The organism is Stenotrophomonas sp. STEN035, from assembly GCF_056759935.1.
The window spans coordinates 17,172-31,060 of record NZ_JBRRDY010000046.1 but is presented as its reverse complement, the minus strand read 5'-3'; the positions used below and the strand labels follow the sequence as shown (position 1 = coordinate 31,060).

12 protein-coding genes are annotated in these 13,889 nt (G+C 63.9%); 8 read left to right on the top strand and 4 right to left on the bottom strand.

Translation table 11 applies throughout. From position 1 onward, the window contains the following. Positions 1-466: 466 nt before the first annotated feature. The gene (tyrS, locus tag ACVOLL_RS18775) at positions 467-1,681 is read right to left on the bottom strand and encodes a tyrosine--tRNA ligase (RefSeq protein ID WP_481514272.1); all 1,215 of its coding nucleotides are present in this window, start codon (positions 1,679-1,681) and stop codon (positions 467-469) included. 167 nt (positions 1,682-1,848) lie between these two features. Between tyrS and ACVOLL_RS18770 the strand changes: the two genes are divergently transcribed. Then, complete coding sequence (locus ACVOLL_RS18770; protein ID WP_481514271.1) at positions 1,849-3,306, top strand: peptidoglycan DD-metalloendopeptidase family protein; 1,458 nt, start codon at positions 1,849-1,851, stop codon at positions 3,304-3,306. A gap of 73 nt (positions 3,307-3,379) precedes the next feature. Further along, complete coding sequence (locus tag ACVOLL_RS18765; RefSeq protein WP_481514270.1) at positions 3,380-4,504, top strand: anhydro-N-acetylmuramic acid kinase; 1,125 nt, start codon at positions 3,380-3,382, stop codon at positions 4,502-4,504. A 193-nt stretch (positions 4,505-4,697) separates the two neighbouring features. Here ACVOLL_RS18765 and ACVOLL_RS18760 read toward each other — a convergent pair whose 3' ends face one another. The 3 genes from ACVOLL_RS18760 to ACVOLL_RS18750 all read right to left on the bottom strand — a co-directional run bounded on the left by ACVOLL_RS18760 (position 4,698) and on the right by ACVOLL_RS18750 (position 7,171). Further along, positions 4,698-4,925 (bottom strand): hypothetical protein, encoded by a 228-nt coding sequence (locus tag ACVOLL_RS18760; protein ID WP_481514269.1) that lies wholly within the window; start codon positions 4,923-4,925, stop codon positions 4,698-4,700. A gap of 81 nt (positions 4,926-5,006) precedes the next feature. Further along, the gene (locus tag ACVOLL_RS18755; protein ID WP_481514268.1) at positions 5,007-6,374 is read right to left on the bottom strand and encodes an AmpG family muropeptide MFS transporter; all 1,368 of its coding nucleotides are present in this window, start codon (positions 6,372-6,374) and stop codon (positions 5,007-5,009) included. Further along, a complete protein-coding gene (locus tag ACVOLL_RS18750) occupies positions 6,371-7,171 on the bottom strand; it encodes an exodeoxyribonuclease III (RefSeq protein WP_481514267.1) in 801 nt (266 codons plus the stop codon). Before ACVOLL_RS18750 ends, ACVOLL_RS18755 begins: the two co-directional genes overlap by 4 nt. A 197-nt stretch (positions 7,172-7,368) precedes the next feature. Between ACVOLL_RS18750 and pyrE the strand changes: the two genes are divergently transcribed. The 6 genes from pyrE to kdpC all read left to right on the top strand — a co-directional run bounded on the left by pyrE (position 7,369) and on the right by kdpC (position 13,855). Then, the gene (gene pyrE, locus ACVOLL_RS18745) at positions 7,369-8,028 is read left to right on the top strand and encodes an orotate phosphoribosyltransferase (protein WP_481514266.1); all 660 of its coding nucleotides are present in this window, start codon (positions 7,369-7,371) and stop codon (positions 8,026-8,028) included. A 15-nt stretch (positions 8,029-8,043) separates the two neighbouring features. Next, on the top strand, positions 8,044-8,757 hold the full coding sequence (locus ACVOLL_RS18740; protein ID WP_481514265.1) for a hypothetical protein: 714 nt from the start codon (positions 8,044-8,046) through the stop codon (positions 8,755-8,757). A 613-nt stretch (positions 8,758-9,370) separates the two neighbouring features. After that, entirely contained in the window at positions 9,371-9,463 is a 93-nt protein-coding gene (locus ACVOLL_RS18735; RefSeq protein ID WP_054660392.1) for a potassium-transporting ATPase subunit F, read from the top strand. An 11-nt stretch (positions 9,464-9,474) separates the two neighbouring features. Beyond that, complete coding sequence (gene kdpA / locus ACVOLL_RS18730) at positions 9,475-11,193, top strand: potassium-transporting ATPase subunit KdpA (protein WP_481514264.1); 1,719 nt, start codon at positions 9,475-9,477, stop codon at positions 11,191-11,193. An 8-nt stretch (positions 11,194-11,201) separates the two neighbouring features. Then, a complete protein-coding gene (gene kdpB / locus ACVOLL_RS18725) occupies positions 11,202-13,250 on the top strand; it encodes a potassium-transporting ATPase subunit KdpB (protein WP_481514263.1) in 2,049 nt (682 codons plus the stop codon). Next, complete coding sequence (gene kdpC / locus ACVOLL_RS18720) at positions 13,247-13,855, top strand: potassium-transporting ATPase subunit KdpC (RefSeq protein WP_481514262.1); 609 nt, start codon at positions 13,247-13,249, stop codon at positions 13,853-13,855. The genes kdpB and kdpC overlap by 4 nt, the downstream gene beginning before the upstream one ends. The last annotated feature ends 34 nt before the right edge of the window (positions 13,856-13,889 follow it).

The following is a 13,889-nucleotide window of genomic DNA, read 5'->3' as shown; positions in this document are numbered from 1 at the left end:
CGTCTGCAAGATGGACAGTCATCCATTCCTGCAGGCGTCCTCACAAGATACCTGCGCATACTTTCAAAGAACTTCGAATCAGGCCTCAGCGCCCTCTTCGTAGGCTGCGACATTTCCGTCGTAGCGAGCCGCCCATTATATGGTGGCTTTTCTGCTTCGTCAACACCTCATTTCGAGGCGGAGACTTCAAGCTTTCCTTCTGCTTGCGCCTCTTGCGAGGCCCCTGCGTCGGGGGAGGTGAAGTATGTGCTTCTTTGCGGGGTTTGTGAAGGGGGTGTTGGAGGTTTTTTCCAACTTTCGTTCATTGGGCCGCTGGAGGAGCTGGGAGTGCTTTGCTTGCACCTTATTAGTGTGTGGAAGCAAAGCATTCCCGAGGTGCTGATTGGCTTCAGGGCAGCACCAAGGAAACCGGCTTCGCCGCACCCTCTCCCCAACCCCTCTCCCGGAGGGAGAGGGGCTTCAAGCATCAGGCGCTTGCTACCAGCAGGACGCGGGCGAAGGTGCGCTTGCCTACCTGCAGCAGGCCTTCGAAGCCAGGCTGCAATACGGCCTGAGCGTCTTCGACTACTTCGCCATCCACCTTCACCGCGCGCTCCTTGAGCTTGCGTGAAGCTTCGGAGTTGCTGGGGGTCAGGCCGGCAGCAGTCAGCAGGGCGCCGATCCGCAGGCCTTCGGCCGGGATGGCGACTTCCTGCAACGGCAGCTGGGTGATGTCGCCCTGCCCGGTAACTGCGGCATTCCAACCGGCAATCGCCTGCTCGGCGGCAGCGGCGTCGTGGAAACGGGTGGTCAGCTCACGCGCCAGGCGCAACTTGATCTCACGCGGGTTGATGCTGCCGGCCTCGACATCTGCACGCAGCTGCTTGGCCTCGTCAATCGAGATGTCGAAGCTGAGCAGGTCGATCCAGCGCCACATCAAGGTGTCGTCCACCTTCATGGTCTTGGTGACCATGTCGATGGCCGGCTCGCTGATACCGATGTAGTTGTTGAGCGACTTGGACATTTTGTTGACGCCGTCCAGACCTTCCAGCAGCGGCATGGTCAGCACGATCTGCGGCTTCTGGCCGTGGTGCTCCTGCAGGCCGCGGCCCATCAGCAGGTTGAACTTCTGGTCGGTACCGCCAAGCTCGACGTCCGCTTCCAATGCCACCGAGTCGTAGCCCTGCACCAGCGGGTAGAGGAATTCGTGGATGGCGATCGACTGCTGGGCGGCATAGCGCTTGGCGAAATCGTCGCGCTCAAGCATGCGGGCGACGGTGTGCTGGCCGGCCAGGCGGATCATGTCGGCCGCGCTCATCTTGCCGAACCACTCGGAATTGAAGCGGACTTCGGTCTTCTCGCGGTCCAGCACCTTGAACACCTGTTCTTCATAGGTGCGCGCATTGGCCAGCACGTCTTCCTTGCTGAGCGGCTTGCGGGTCAGGCTCTTGCCGGACGGGTCGCCGATCATGCCAGTGAAGTCGCCAATCAGAAAAATGACCTGATGGCCGAGGTCCTGGAACTGGCGCAGCTTGTTCAGCAATACGGTGTGGCCGAGGTGCAGATCCGGTGCGGTGGGGTCGAAGCCGGCCTTCACACGCAGTGGGCGACCGCTTTCCAGACGCTGGCGCAGTTCTTCCACTTTGAGGATTTCGTCGGCTCCGCGACCGATCAGGGCAAGGGCTTCATCAATCGAGGACACGCTAAAACTCCCGACTTCGCAGTCAAAAACATGAATGGTGTTAAGTACAAGTTAACCACGTTAACCGATTGAAAAGCCATGCGGCTCAATGGTTTGACGCGGTATTGATAGGTGTCTATGTTACCTGCGTTTGGGCCCGCGATCCGGGTCGACCAGAGAACCGACCGATGTCCCAACCCGATCATGGCTCCGCGCGCAAACAGCGCTTCCAGGAAAGACTTCATGTCCTGCACGACAACGCCCTGCATCGGAAGTTGAAGAAACATCTGCCCGCCGCGTTCAACGAACGCTGGAACCGGCGGCATTGGATCCACGCCAGCCTGTTCGTCACCATCGGTGCACTGGCGGCGACGATCGTTCCCGGTTTTTCCAATTCCATCGACACCAATCTGCCGTCGGCGCATTCCACGCTAGCCCTGCCCCTGCCGCCGCTGTCGCTGGCGCGGCGCGGCGAAACCCCGGGCGACAGCTGGCAGATCCAGCGTGTAGCGCGTGGCCAGACCCTGAGCGATCTGTTTGAAGCCGCTGGCGTGCCGGCGACCACCATGCAGAAGGTGCTTGACCACCCGGGTACCCGCGAGGTGCTGACCAAGCTGCGCCCCGGCGCGGAAATCGCCTTCGACCTGCCGGTCAATGGCGCGCTGCGCACGATCCGCTTCGACCGCGATGCCAATCACCGTGTGGAACTGACCCTGCAAGGCGACCAGATCCGCGAAAAGGTCAGCGAGCGGGCCACCAGTACGCGCACCGTGGTGGCCAGTGGTGAGATCACCAGTTCGCTGTACAACGCCGCGCGCAAGGCTGGCCTGTCGCCGTCGGCCATCGCCACGATGACCGATGAAATCTTCAAGTACGACATCGACTTCTCCAAGGACCTGCAGCCGGGCGACCGCTTCAGCGTGGTGCTGGACGAAACCTGGCGCGAAGGCGAGCGCATCGACACCAGCAAAATCCTGGCCGCGACCTTCCAGACTGGCGGCAAGACCTATACCGGCTTCCGCTTTGACCGTGGCGGCAAAGAGGAATACTTCGACCTCAACGGCCGTTCGTTGAAGAAGAGCTTCATCCGTTCACCGATCCAGTTCGCGCGCCTGAGCTCGAACTTCGGCACCCGCCGCCATCCCATTCTCGGCACCATGCGCACCCACAAGGGCGTGGATTACGCAGCGCGCACCGGCACCCCGATCATGGCCGCCGGCGATGCCCGCGTGCAGTTCGCCGGCACCCAGCGTGGTTACGGCAATGTGGTGATCCTCGACCACGGCAGCGGCCACACCACGCTGTACGGGCATATGTCGCGGCTGGGTCCCTACCGTGCCGGGCAGCGGGTCAATCAGGGCCAGGTGATCGGCTACGTGGGTTCCACCGGCATGTCGACCGGTCCGCATCTGCATTACGAATTCCGCGTCAACGGCGTGCACCGCAACCCGCTGTCGGTGACGATGCCACCGCCGCAGCCGCTGCAGGGCGCCGATCTGGCCGCCTTCCGGGCACAGACCGCACCGGCGATGGCGCGCATCCAGGGCATGGAAGAACTGATCTACGCCGATGCCGGCGACAGCAGGAAACCGGCCGCCACCCAGACTGCCGCCGCTACACCGGCAGCCGGCGGCAAACGCGGCTGAGCCAGCGCAATACCGTTGACGATACGGGCAGGGAGCTTGAAGCTTCCCTGCCCGTTTCTTTTTAGCGACCGCCATGACCTCTGTTGATCCGCAGCTGCCGTTGTTTCTTGGCTTGATGTCCGGCACGAGTGCAGACGGCATCGATGCGGCGCTGGTGCAGTTCCCGCTCAGTGGAGGATGCCACTTCGTGCACGGCTACACCCATGCCTGGGATGCCGCGACCCGCGATGCCCTGATCGCGCTGGGCCAAGGCGGCGAGCCCGCATCGATGGATGCGCTGGGGCAGCTGGATGCCAGTGTTGGCATCGCCTTCGCCGCTGCCGCCAACCAGCTGCTGGAAGACGCAGGCGTACAGCGCGCGCAGGTGCAGGCAATCGGCTCGCACGGCCAGACCATCCGTCACCGGCCGCTGAGCAATCCGGCTTTCACCTGGCAGATCGGCGACGCCAACCGCATTGCCGAGCTGACCGGCATCACCACCGTTGCCGATTTCCGCCGCCGCGATGTGGCCGCTGGCGGGCATGGCGCGCCGCTGATGCCGGCCTTCCATCTGGCGATGCTGGGCAGCGCCGATGAAGACCGCGCGGTACTCAATCTCGGTGGTATCGCCAACCTGAGCCTGATCGCCCGCGATGGCAGCATCCGCGGTTTCGATACCGGCCCGGCCAATGCCTTGCTGGATGGCTGGTGCCAGCGCCATCTCGGTCATGCGTTTGATGCCGACGGAGCGTTTGCTGCCAGTGGTCGGGTGGATGAAGCATTGTTGGGTCGGCTGCAGGCCGAGCCTTGGTTTGCGTTGCCGCCGCCGAAGAGCACCGGTCGCGAGCAGTTCCACCTGGAATGGGTGGAGGCGCAGCTGGGCGTGAATGCGTTGGCGCCTGCGGATGTGCAGGCCACGCTGCTGGAGCTGACCGCAGCCACGGTGGCCGATGCACTACTGGCGCAGCTGCCGGCTGCGCGGCGCGTGCTGGTCTGTGGCGGTGGTGTGCGCAATCCGCAGTTGCTGTCGCGGTTGCAGGCGCGGCTACCGGGCGTGCTTATCGGCTCCAGTGCCGAACACGGATTGGACCCTGACTACATGGAAGCGATGGGCTTTGCGTGGTTGGCGCAGGAAACCCTGGCTAGCCGGCCGGGCAACCTGCCCAGCGTCAGCGGCGCGCGCGGGCCGAGGATTCTGGGCGCAATTCATTTGGCATGAGCCCCGGGGTTGTAGGAGCGGCGTAAGCCGCGAAGCTGACCCTGCGTCCACGCGACGTGCATACCCAATGCGGGATTGCCCAGCGCTGTCTACGCCGGATCCTTCAGTGACTTCGCGGCTTACGCCGCTCCTACAGGCATTTCAGGCATTGCCGGGAACGCTTCAGCCGAGCATGGCTCGGCTCTACAGGTGTTTAGATATCGCTGCCGGTCGGTAGTGCCTGCAAGGCCTTGATGGCTTCGGACAGGACGTCTACTTCGGGGTCTTCGAAGCCACCGCGCACGTGTTGCTCGCTGGTGAACAAACCTTGTTCCAGCAAGGCCACACAGGTTTCCTCGCGGGTCCAGCCGCGCGCCACCGACAGCCGGCGGATGCGCTCCATCAGCAGCGGATCGATATCCCGCAATAGAACATCTGCCATGCTCACTTCCTCAGTAGCAAGGCCGCCCCCTCGGCGCGTCGGGGGCGATCATCCCGCAGCAGGCAGATGCAGGCAACTGCCCTACCCAGCGCGGGCCAGCCGGCGCTGGTGCACGATCAACAATACGCACAGGATCACGACCGGAATCGCTACCAGCGCCGTGCCGATGAAGAACAGCGCGTAGCCTTCCAGCAAGGTGCGCCCCTGCGCCAGGGTCTGCACCGACCAACCGGAAAAGCCTTTCAAAGCTTTCCCGGGCATGGCGTAGAACGAGCTCAGCAACGCGTACTGGGTCGCGGTGTAACCAATGCTGGTCAAACTGGACATGTAGGCGATCAGCGCCGTGCCGGCAAAGCCGCTGGCAAAATTATCGATCGCCATGGCAATCGCGAAATGGGTAATGTCCGGGCCTGAATAGGCCAACCAGGCGAAGGCCAGGTTCGAACACGGCCCCAACACGGCGCCAACCACCAGCGCTACCAGCATGCCCCAGCGCAGCGCCACCACACCGGCAGCGGCAATGCCCACGAAAGTCGCGACCAGACCAATCGAGCCACGCACGGCACCGACGGTTTCCTCGCTCAAGCCAAGATCGACATAGAACGGATTGGCCATCGGGCCCATCACGAAATCGGCCAGACGGTAGAAGCTGATCGCCGCCAGAATCAGCAGCGCGCCGCTGCGGTGCTCGCGTACGAACGCAACGAACGGACCGATCACCGCGTCGACCAAGCCACGCGGCGTCCACAACGGCGCGGACTGCGTTGCCACCGCCAACTGTGCAGGCAACGGCTCGCGGGCCATGAACACGGCGACGACACCCACCGCCATCAAGCCGGCCATGATTTCGTAAGAAACCTGCCAGCCGACCTTCGCCGCGATCAGCAGGATCAATGCATCGGTCACCAGCAAGGCCGAGCGGTAGCCCAACGCCGATGAGGACGTGAGCAGGCCAAGCTGTTCGCCGTTGTCGGCCGACTCGATGCGCCAGGCATCGATGACGATGTCCTGGGTCGCCGAGGCGAAGGCGACGATGACCGCCATCACCCCGAACACCACAATGTGTTCCCAGGCGACCCCGAGCAAGGTGATCTGGCCACCCTTGGGCTGGATCAAGCCCATGCCTACAAGTCCGGCAACCACGATCAGCTGCGACAGCACCATCCAACCGCGCCTGCGCCCCAGCCAGCCAAACAGCGGCGCATTGGTCTTATCAACGATGGGTGCCCACAGGAACTTCAGCGAATACGCCAGGCCGACCCAGGACAGGAAGCCGATGGCATCCAGCTGGATGCCTTCCTTGCGCATCCAGAAGCCCAGCGTGTTACCCACCAGATACAGCGGTAAACCCGAGCTGAAACCCAGAAGCAGCATCGCCAGCACCTTGCGCTGGCTCAGATTGGACAACACCCGCTGCCAGGGACGTTGGGGCTTGGCAGCCTCACTCACAGGTCGTAGTCCACGGTGAACGGGGCGTGGTCGGAGAAACGCTGGCCAGTGTAGATCGAACTGCTACGCAGGCGATCACGCAGGCCCGGGGTGACGAACTGGTAGTCGATGCGCCAACCAACATCATTGGCGCGGGCCGCGCCACGGTTGCTCCACCAGGTGTAGTCCTGGCCTTGCGGGTGCAGCGCGCGGTAGGCATCGACCCAGCCGCGGCCGTTGGCCGTGTCGGTCAGCTCGGCCTGGTCGGCGCAGAAGCCGTTCATCCAGTCGCGTTCCTGCGGCAGGCAGCCGGAGTTCTTCTGGTTGGATTTCCAGTTCTTGATGTCCAAAGCGCTGCGCACGATGTTCCAGTCACCGCACAGCACGTAATCACGGCCGCTGGCCAGCCATTCGTCCAGGATCGGCTTCAGCCACTCCATCACCTCGAACTTGAAGCCTTGGCGCAGCTCGCCCGAGGACCCGGACGGGATATAGAACGAAACCACGCTGAGATTGCCAAAGCGCGCCTCGATATAGCGGCCCTCATCGTCAAACGGCGCCCAGCCCAGCGAGGTACGCACTTCATCGGGCTCGCGCCGGCTCCAGATCGCCACGCCGCTATAGCCCTTCTTGGTGATGGCATCGCGGTAGAAGCAATGGTGGCCGTCCGGGCGGAACAGCGCGTCGGTCAGCTGCGACTCCTGCGCCTTGGTCTCCTGGACGCAGAGCACGTCGGCCTGCTGGGCCAGGAACCACTCGTTGAAGCCCTTGGTGGTGGCCGAACGGATGCCGTTGGCATTGAAACTGATGATGCGCATGAAGGACCGCTATTGGGAAAGCTCAAGACCGGCACAGCATACCGCCCGGACCGGGGCGGCCGACAAACCGGGCCTCAGCTTTCCCCTGACAGCCGCCCGGTTCGCTGCGAGGACCCTGCCCGGACCCGCAGCGCAGCAATTGCAAGGGCCATGCTTTACCCTAGGAACCTCAATAGACGATAAGACAGCGTATTTACATGAGTGACCACCGTTCCCGTTTCCTGCAGCTGGCGCTGAACGCCGACGCGCTGCGTTTTGGCCAGTTCACCCTCAAGTCTGGCCGGGTAAGCCCGTATTTCTTCAACGCTGGCCGTTTTGATACCGGCCTGGCGCTGGCCCAGCTGGGCAACTGCTACGCCGACGCGATCGATGCCGCCGGCATTGCCTACGACCAGCTGTTCGGCCCGGCCTACAAGGGCATCCCGCTGGCTACCGCGATTGCCTGCGAGTTCTCGCACCGCGGCCGCAACCTGCCGTTGACCTTCAACCGCAAGGAAGCCAAGGACCACGGCGAAGGCGGCACCCTGATCGGCGCCGACATGGCAGGCAAGCGCATCCTGATCGTCGACGACGTGATCACCGCCGGTACCGCCATCCGCGAGGCCCTGGCCATCATCCGCGAAGCCAAGGGCATCCCGGCCGGCATCGTGGTGGCACTGGACCGCCAGGAGATCGCCTCAGAAGAAGACCGCCGTTCAGCCGCACAGGCCGTGTCCGCCGAAACCGGCATTCCGGTGATCGCAGTGGCCAATCTGGCCGACCTGCTTGCATTCGCGTCCGGGAACCCGGAACTTGTTGGCTATCGCGAACCGTTGCTGGCCTACCGTGGCCGCTACGGGAGCAATCCGACAGGCTGATAGCAGGGGGCTGCCATGGTGCCGAATCCGTCCAAAACCGCCACGACGTTGGTGCTGATGCTGGCAGCGCTGGCAATGCCAGCGCTGGCGCAGAACAAACCAGCCGATACCGGCAAGAAGTTGTATTGCTGGGATGAGGGCGGCAAACGCATCTGCTCGGACACCTTGCCGCCGGAAGCGGTGAACAAAGCGCGCGAGGAATTCAACGCACGCAGCGGAACCCGCGGCGCTGAAGTGCAGCGCGCGCTCACCGCTGAAGAACGCGCCGATGCGGCCTTGGCCCAAGCCCAGCAGGAAGTGGATGCAGCGGCGGCGGATACGCGCAAGCGTACCGAGCAGGCGATGCTGTCCACGTATGCCACCGAAGATGATCTGCGCCGTGTGTTCAGTGAACGCACGGCGATTGTCGACAACAACGTCAAAACCGCGATCTTCAATGTGACCAGCCTGCGGGGTGCCTTGGCTGCACAACTCACCGCCGCCGGCAACAAAGAGCTGGCCGGGCAGAAGGTGCCTGACAAGCAGGCCGGTGAGATCCGCCAGCGTCACAACGAACTACTGGCGCAACTGCGTCTGCAGGCCGCGTTTGAGCAGCAGCGGCGGGCACTGGAAGTTGAGATCGCCGAGAGTTTGGCGCGGTATCGCGAGCTGAAGGGGATTCCCGCGCCGGTTGATGCCGCAGCGGCTGCGACCGCACCGGCTGCCAGCGCAGCGCCTGCCAAAGGCTGAGCGGTAGGCGGTAGTGCCGAGCCATGCTCGGCAGGGGCTTTCCCGGTCAATTGTTGGATTGAGAATGAAAGCGGCCTTAGGGCCGCTTTCTTCGTTTAATAGCTTCCCCTCATCCGCCCCTACGGGGCACCTTCTCCCGTAAACGGGAGAAGGGATTGGCTTCCTGCACCTGCATGTCCGCGAGTTACTGAAGGTCCAAGGGCGGCTGAAAGTCCACGAACCGCAGCAGAGCTAACCGCAAGCCATGTACGCCATCCCTTCTCCCGCCTGCGGAAGAAGGTGCCCGAAGAGCCTGCCCCCGCGAAGGCGGGGGGCGGATGAGGGCGCTTCTGCTTCGGGCTTCTGCTTCGGGCTTCTACTTCGGGCTTCTGCTTTAGCTCTAGCTTTGGCATTGCTTCCAGCTCCAAATCGCCACTCCCAACCCCGCACTTTTTACGCGCCTTTTACGCCAGCACCACCCCGGCAGCGTCGATCGTTTACGCCCCCCAGGCGGACGATAGCGGCCTGATCGGGGTGATCAGACTCGTCGTTCGCGCCTGCCTGCCGCCCTACCCGTCCACTGACGCGTGTTCCGGCAACCCCGGCCGCGCCCTGATCGTAATTCGAGGTTTCCATGCCCGGCTGGCTTGCTCTGTTGTGCGGCGTAGTGGTGCTGATCGCCGCTGCCTACCTGTTGTACGCGGTCCTACGACCTGAGTCGTTCTGAGGAGCGCTATCGTGATCGAACCCATCATCATCATTCTGGCCAGCCTGGCGCTGGCATGGCCGCTCGGCCTGTACCTGGCGCGGCTGATGCGCGGTACGCCGATGCGTATCGACGTCCTCTTCCATTGGATCGAAAAGCCGCTGTACCGCGTGCTCGGCGTTGATCCCAACCACTCCATGTCCTGGCGTGGCTATGTGGTCGCGTTCCTCATCAGCAACCTGGTGTTGGCGGTGCTGACCCAGGCGGTGTTCATGACCCAGGCCTGGTTGCCGTTGAACCCGGACAACATCCCCAACATGCGTTGGGATACCGCGTTCCACACCATGGTGTCGTTCCTGACCAACACCAACCAGCAGCATTACAGCGGCCAGGCGCAGCTGTCCTATTTCTCGCAGATGACCGGCATCACCGGCCTGCAGGTGATCACCCCGATGATGGGGCTGGCACTTGCGGTGGCAACGCTGCGTGCCTTGTTCATGAAGCCTGCAAGCGCCGATACCGGCAATACCCCGGTGCGCGTCACCGTAGGCAACTACTACGCCGATGTGGTGCGCCTGTGCCTGCGCTTCCTGCTGCCGCTGTGCCTGGTATGGACGCTGCTGCTGAACTGGCAGGGCGTGCCTTCCACTCTGGCTGGTGGCCCGCAGGCAACGCCGATCGATGCCAGTGCCGGCATGGAAATGCAGAAGATTCCGCTCGGCCCGGTCGCGGCGATGGTCGCAGCCAAGCAGCTCGGCGCCAATGGCGGCGGCTGGTACGGCCCGAACAGCGCCTTCCCGCTGGAAAATCCGACCCCGGTGTCCAATGCCTTGGAGCTGATCGGCATCCTGCTGATCCCGATGTCCATCATCTGCATGCTTGGCGCCTTCACTGGCCGGCGTCGCTTTGGTGCCTTGGTATTCGGCTGCATGTTGACCATGTCGGTGCTGTCCACCAGTGCCAGTCTGTGGCTGGAAGGTCACAGCGCCAGCGCCGCCAGTGCGCTGCTGATGGAAGGCAAGGAAGCCCGTTTCGGTGCCGATGGCACGGCGCTGTGGTCGTCCATCACCACCCAGGTGCAGAACGGTTCGGTCAACGGCATGCATGATTCGCTGAGCCCGCTCGGCGGCATGATGCCCATGGTCAACATGCTGATCAGCGCCATCTGGGGCGGCATTGGCTGCGGCATCCAGCAGTTCCTGGTCTATCTGATGATGGCGGTATTCCTGGCCGGCCTGATGACCGGACGCACCCCCGAGCTGCTCGGTCGCAAGCTGGAAACGCCGCAGGTGCGCCTGCTCGCGGTGCTGGTGTTGCTGCAACCGATCACCCTGCTCGGTCTCACCGCACTGACCCTCGCCGTCCCCGGCCTGGCCGGCACCTCCAACCCCGGTTTCCATGGCATCAGCCAGGTGTTCTACGAGTTCACCTCAGCCTATGCCAACAACGGCTCCGGGTTTGAAGGGCTGGCCGACAGCACCGTGTGGTGGAACCTGAGTTGTGCGCTGGTATTGGTGCTGGGCCGATTCCCGATCCTGATCATCCCGCTGATCATCGCCACCCAGCTGGCCGCTAAAAAGCAGGTACCGCAAAGCGCCGGCAGCCTGCAGATTGAAACCCCGACCTTCGCATTGACGCTTATCTGCGTGGTCATTGTCCTTACCGTGCTGCAGTTCCTGCCGGCATTGGTGCTTGGCCCGGTGGCCGAACACCTGAGCCTGCTGGCCCTGCAGGGAGCCCCGTCACCGTGAACGCCCCCATGAACCGTTCTGCTTCTCCTGCGGCATCGCGCCGCCCCGCCCTGCTCGATGCGGCCGGCCTGCGCCGCGCACTGCTCGACTCGGTACGCAAGCTGTCGCCGCTGCACCTGCTGCACAACCCGGTGATGGCGGTGGTGATGGTCGGCACCGTGCTGGCGCTGATCGTCACCCTCAGCGGCACCGCGCCGCTGGGCTTCGGTCTGGCCGTTACCGCGATCCTGCTGGTGACGGTGTTGTTCGGCAATTTCGCCGAAGCCGTGGCCGAGGCGCGTGGCCGTGGCCAGGCCGCGTCGCTGCGACGTGCCCGTCAAGACCTGGTCGCACGGCGAGTCGCCACGCCGTTGCAGGGTGCTGCCGAAAGCCGTGTGCCGGCTGCCGAGCTGCGCCCGGGTGACTATGTGATCGTCAGTGCCGGCGAGTTCGTGCCGGCCGATGGCGAGATCGTACGTGGCCTTGCCACCATCAACGAAGCTGCGGTCACCGGCGAATCGGCACCGGTACTGCGCGAGGCCGAGACCGACCGCTCCGGCGTGATCGGCGGCACCAAGGTGCTGTCCGACGAGATCGTGGTGCGGGTCAGTGCCGAGCCGGGCCATAGCTTCCTGGACCGCATGATTGCGCTGGTGGAAGGTGCGAACCGGCAGAAGACGCCGAACGAAATCGCGCTGACCCTGTTGCTGGCGGCAATGTCGCTGACCTTCCTGGTGGTGGTGGCAACGCTGCCGGCGATTGCAGGCTTTGTCGGCGTCACGGTTGATCCGCTGCTGCTGATCGCGCTGCTGGTGTGCCTGATCCCGACCACCATCGGCGGCCTGCTGCCGGCCATCGGCATCGCCGGCATGAACCGTGCGCTGTCGGCCAATGTGCTGGCCAAATCCGGCAAGGCCGTGGAAGTGGCCGGCGACGTCGATGTGTTGTTGCTCGACAAGACCGGCACCATCACCTACGGCGACCGTCAGGCCACCCACTTCCATCCGCTGGCCGGTATCGACGCCGCACAGCTGCGCGAAGCCTCGCTGCTGTCCTCACTCGCCGACCCGACCCCGGAAGGTAAATCCATCGTGCGTCTGTCCCGCGAGCAGGGTTGCACCACGGCCGAGCCAGAAAAAGCGGAGTACCTGTCCTTCACCGCACAAACCCGCATGTCCGGCGTCGACCTGGACAACGGTCGCAGCATCCGCAAGGGCGCTGGCGATGCCATCACCGCGCATGTCCTGGCGCTGGGCGGCACGGTGCCGAACGAGCTGCAGGCGCGGGTGGACCAGGTTGCCCGGGGCGGTGCCACGCCGCTGGTGGTCAGCGAAGGCCGACATGTGCTCGGTGTGGTGGAACTGGCCGACGTGGTCAAGCATGGCATGCGCGAAAAGTTCGCACAGCTGCGGGCAATGGGCATCCGCACGGTGATGATCACCGGCGACAACCCGCTCACCGCCGCCGCCATCGCCGCCGAAGCCGGTGTCGATGACTACATCGCCCAGGCACGGCCGGAAGACAAGCTGGCACGTATCCGTGCCGAGCAGGCCGGTGGCCGACTGGTAGCGATGGTTGGTGACGGCACCAACGATGCGCCGGCATTGGCCCAGGCCGATATCGGCCTGGCGATGAACTCCGGTACACAGGCGGCCAAGGAAGCCGGCAACATGGTCGATCTGGATTCGGACCCGGCCAAGCTGCTGGCAGTGGTGGAAGTGGGCAAGCAGCAGCTGATTACCCGCGGCGCGCTGACCACCTTCTCACTGGCCAATGACGTCTCCAAGTACTTCGCGATCCTGCCGGCATTGTTCGCCGCCAGCATTCCGTCGATGGCGGCCTTGAACGTGATGCAGCTGTCGAGCCCGCGTAATGCGGTGCTGGCGGCGCTGATCTTCAATGCGTTGGTGATCCCGGCCCTGATCCCGCTCGCCCTGCGCGGCGTGCGCTTCCGTCCGGCCACCGCCACCGCGCTGCTGCGGCGGAACATGCTGGTGTACGGCTTGGGCGGCGTGCTGCTGCCATTTGCGGCCATCAAGGCCATCGACCTTCTACTTGTTCTGGTATTTGGCGCATGAACACCTCCAACACTTCCTCCCGTCGTTCCGGCAACCCGCTGTGGCGGCCGGCCATTGGTCTGTCCTTGTTCGGCCTGCTCGGCACTGGCCTGGTCTATGCGGTGTTGGCGACCGGCATCTCCGGCTCGCTGTTTCCGGCGCAGGCCGACGGCAGCCTGATCCGCGATGCCGACGGACAGGTGCGTGGCTCGCTGTATCTGGCGCAGCCGTTCGCTGGTGACGGCTATTTCCAGACGCGTCCTTCGGCCGCCAACTACGATCCGATGGCCGCAGCCGGCAGCAATATGGCGCGCAGCAATCCGGACCTGGTCAAGCGCGTCAGCGAAGCCACTGCTGCCGCCGTAGCGCGTGAAAAGATCGAGCCGGCCAAAGTTCCGGGCGATCTGGTCACGCAGTCCGCCAGCGGCTTGGACCCGGAGCTGTCACCTGCTGCCGTACAGGTGCAGGTGGCACGCGTGGCTGCTGCACGTGGTTTGCCGCTGGCACAGGTGCAGGCGCTGGTTGATGCACAGCTGCAGGACCGCCAATGGGGCGTGTTCGGGCAGCCACGCATCAACGTGATTGCCCTCAACCGGGCCTTGGATCAGGCCGCGCATGCGCCCTGATGCAGGGCGCGCCTGCAACAGCGCACAATCGCCG

What these genes read in the sequence shown, in the direction of transcription:
- ACVOLL_RS18770 (WP_481514271.1), top strand. Translation starts at nt 1,849, where the DNA reads ATGTCCCAACCCGATCATGGCTCCGCGCGCAAACAGCGCTTCCAGGAA.
- kdpC (WP_481514262.1), top strand. Translation starts at nt 13,247, where the DNA reads ATGAACACCTCCAACACTTCCTCCCGTCGTTCCGGCAACCCGCTGTGG.
- ACVOLL_RS18740 (WP_481514265.1), top strand. Translation starts at nt 8,044, where the DNA reads ATGGTGCCGAATCCGTCCAAAACCGCCACGACGTTGGTGCTGATGCTG.
- pyrE (WP_481514266.1), top strand. Translation starts at nt 7,369, where the DNA reads ATGAGTGACCACCGTTCCCGTTTCCTGCAGCTGGCGCTGAACGCCGAC.
- ACVOLL_RS18735 (WP_054660392.1), top strand. Translation starts at nt 9,371, where the DNA reads ATGCCCGGCTGGCTTGCTCTGTTGTGCGGCGTAGTGGTGCTGATCGCC.
- ACVOLL_RS18760 (WP_481514269.1), bottom strand. Translation starts at nt 4,925, where the DNA reads ATGGCAGATGTTCTATTGCGGGATATCGATCCGCTGCTGATGGAGCGC.
- kdpB (WP_481514263.1), top strand. Translation starts at nt 11,202, where the DNA reads ATGAACCGTTCTGCTTCTCCTGCGGCATCGCGCCGCCCCGCCCTGCTC.
- ACVOLL_RS18750 (WP_481514267.1), bottom strand. Translation starts at nt 7,171, where the DNA reads ATGCGCATCATCAGTTTCAATGCCAACGGCATCCGTTCGGCCACCACC.
- ACVOLL_RS18765 (WP_481514270.1), top strand. Translation starts at nt 3,380, where the DNA reads ATGACCTCTGTTGATCCGCAGCTGCCGTTGTTTCTTGGCTTGATGTCC.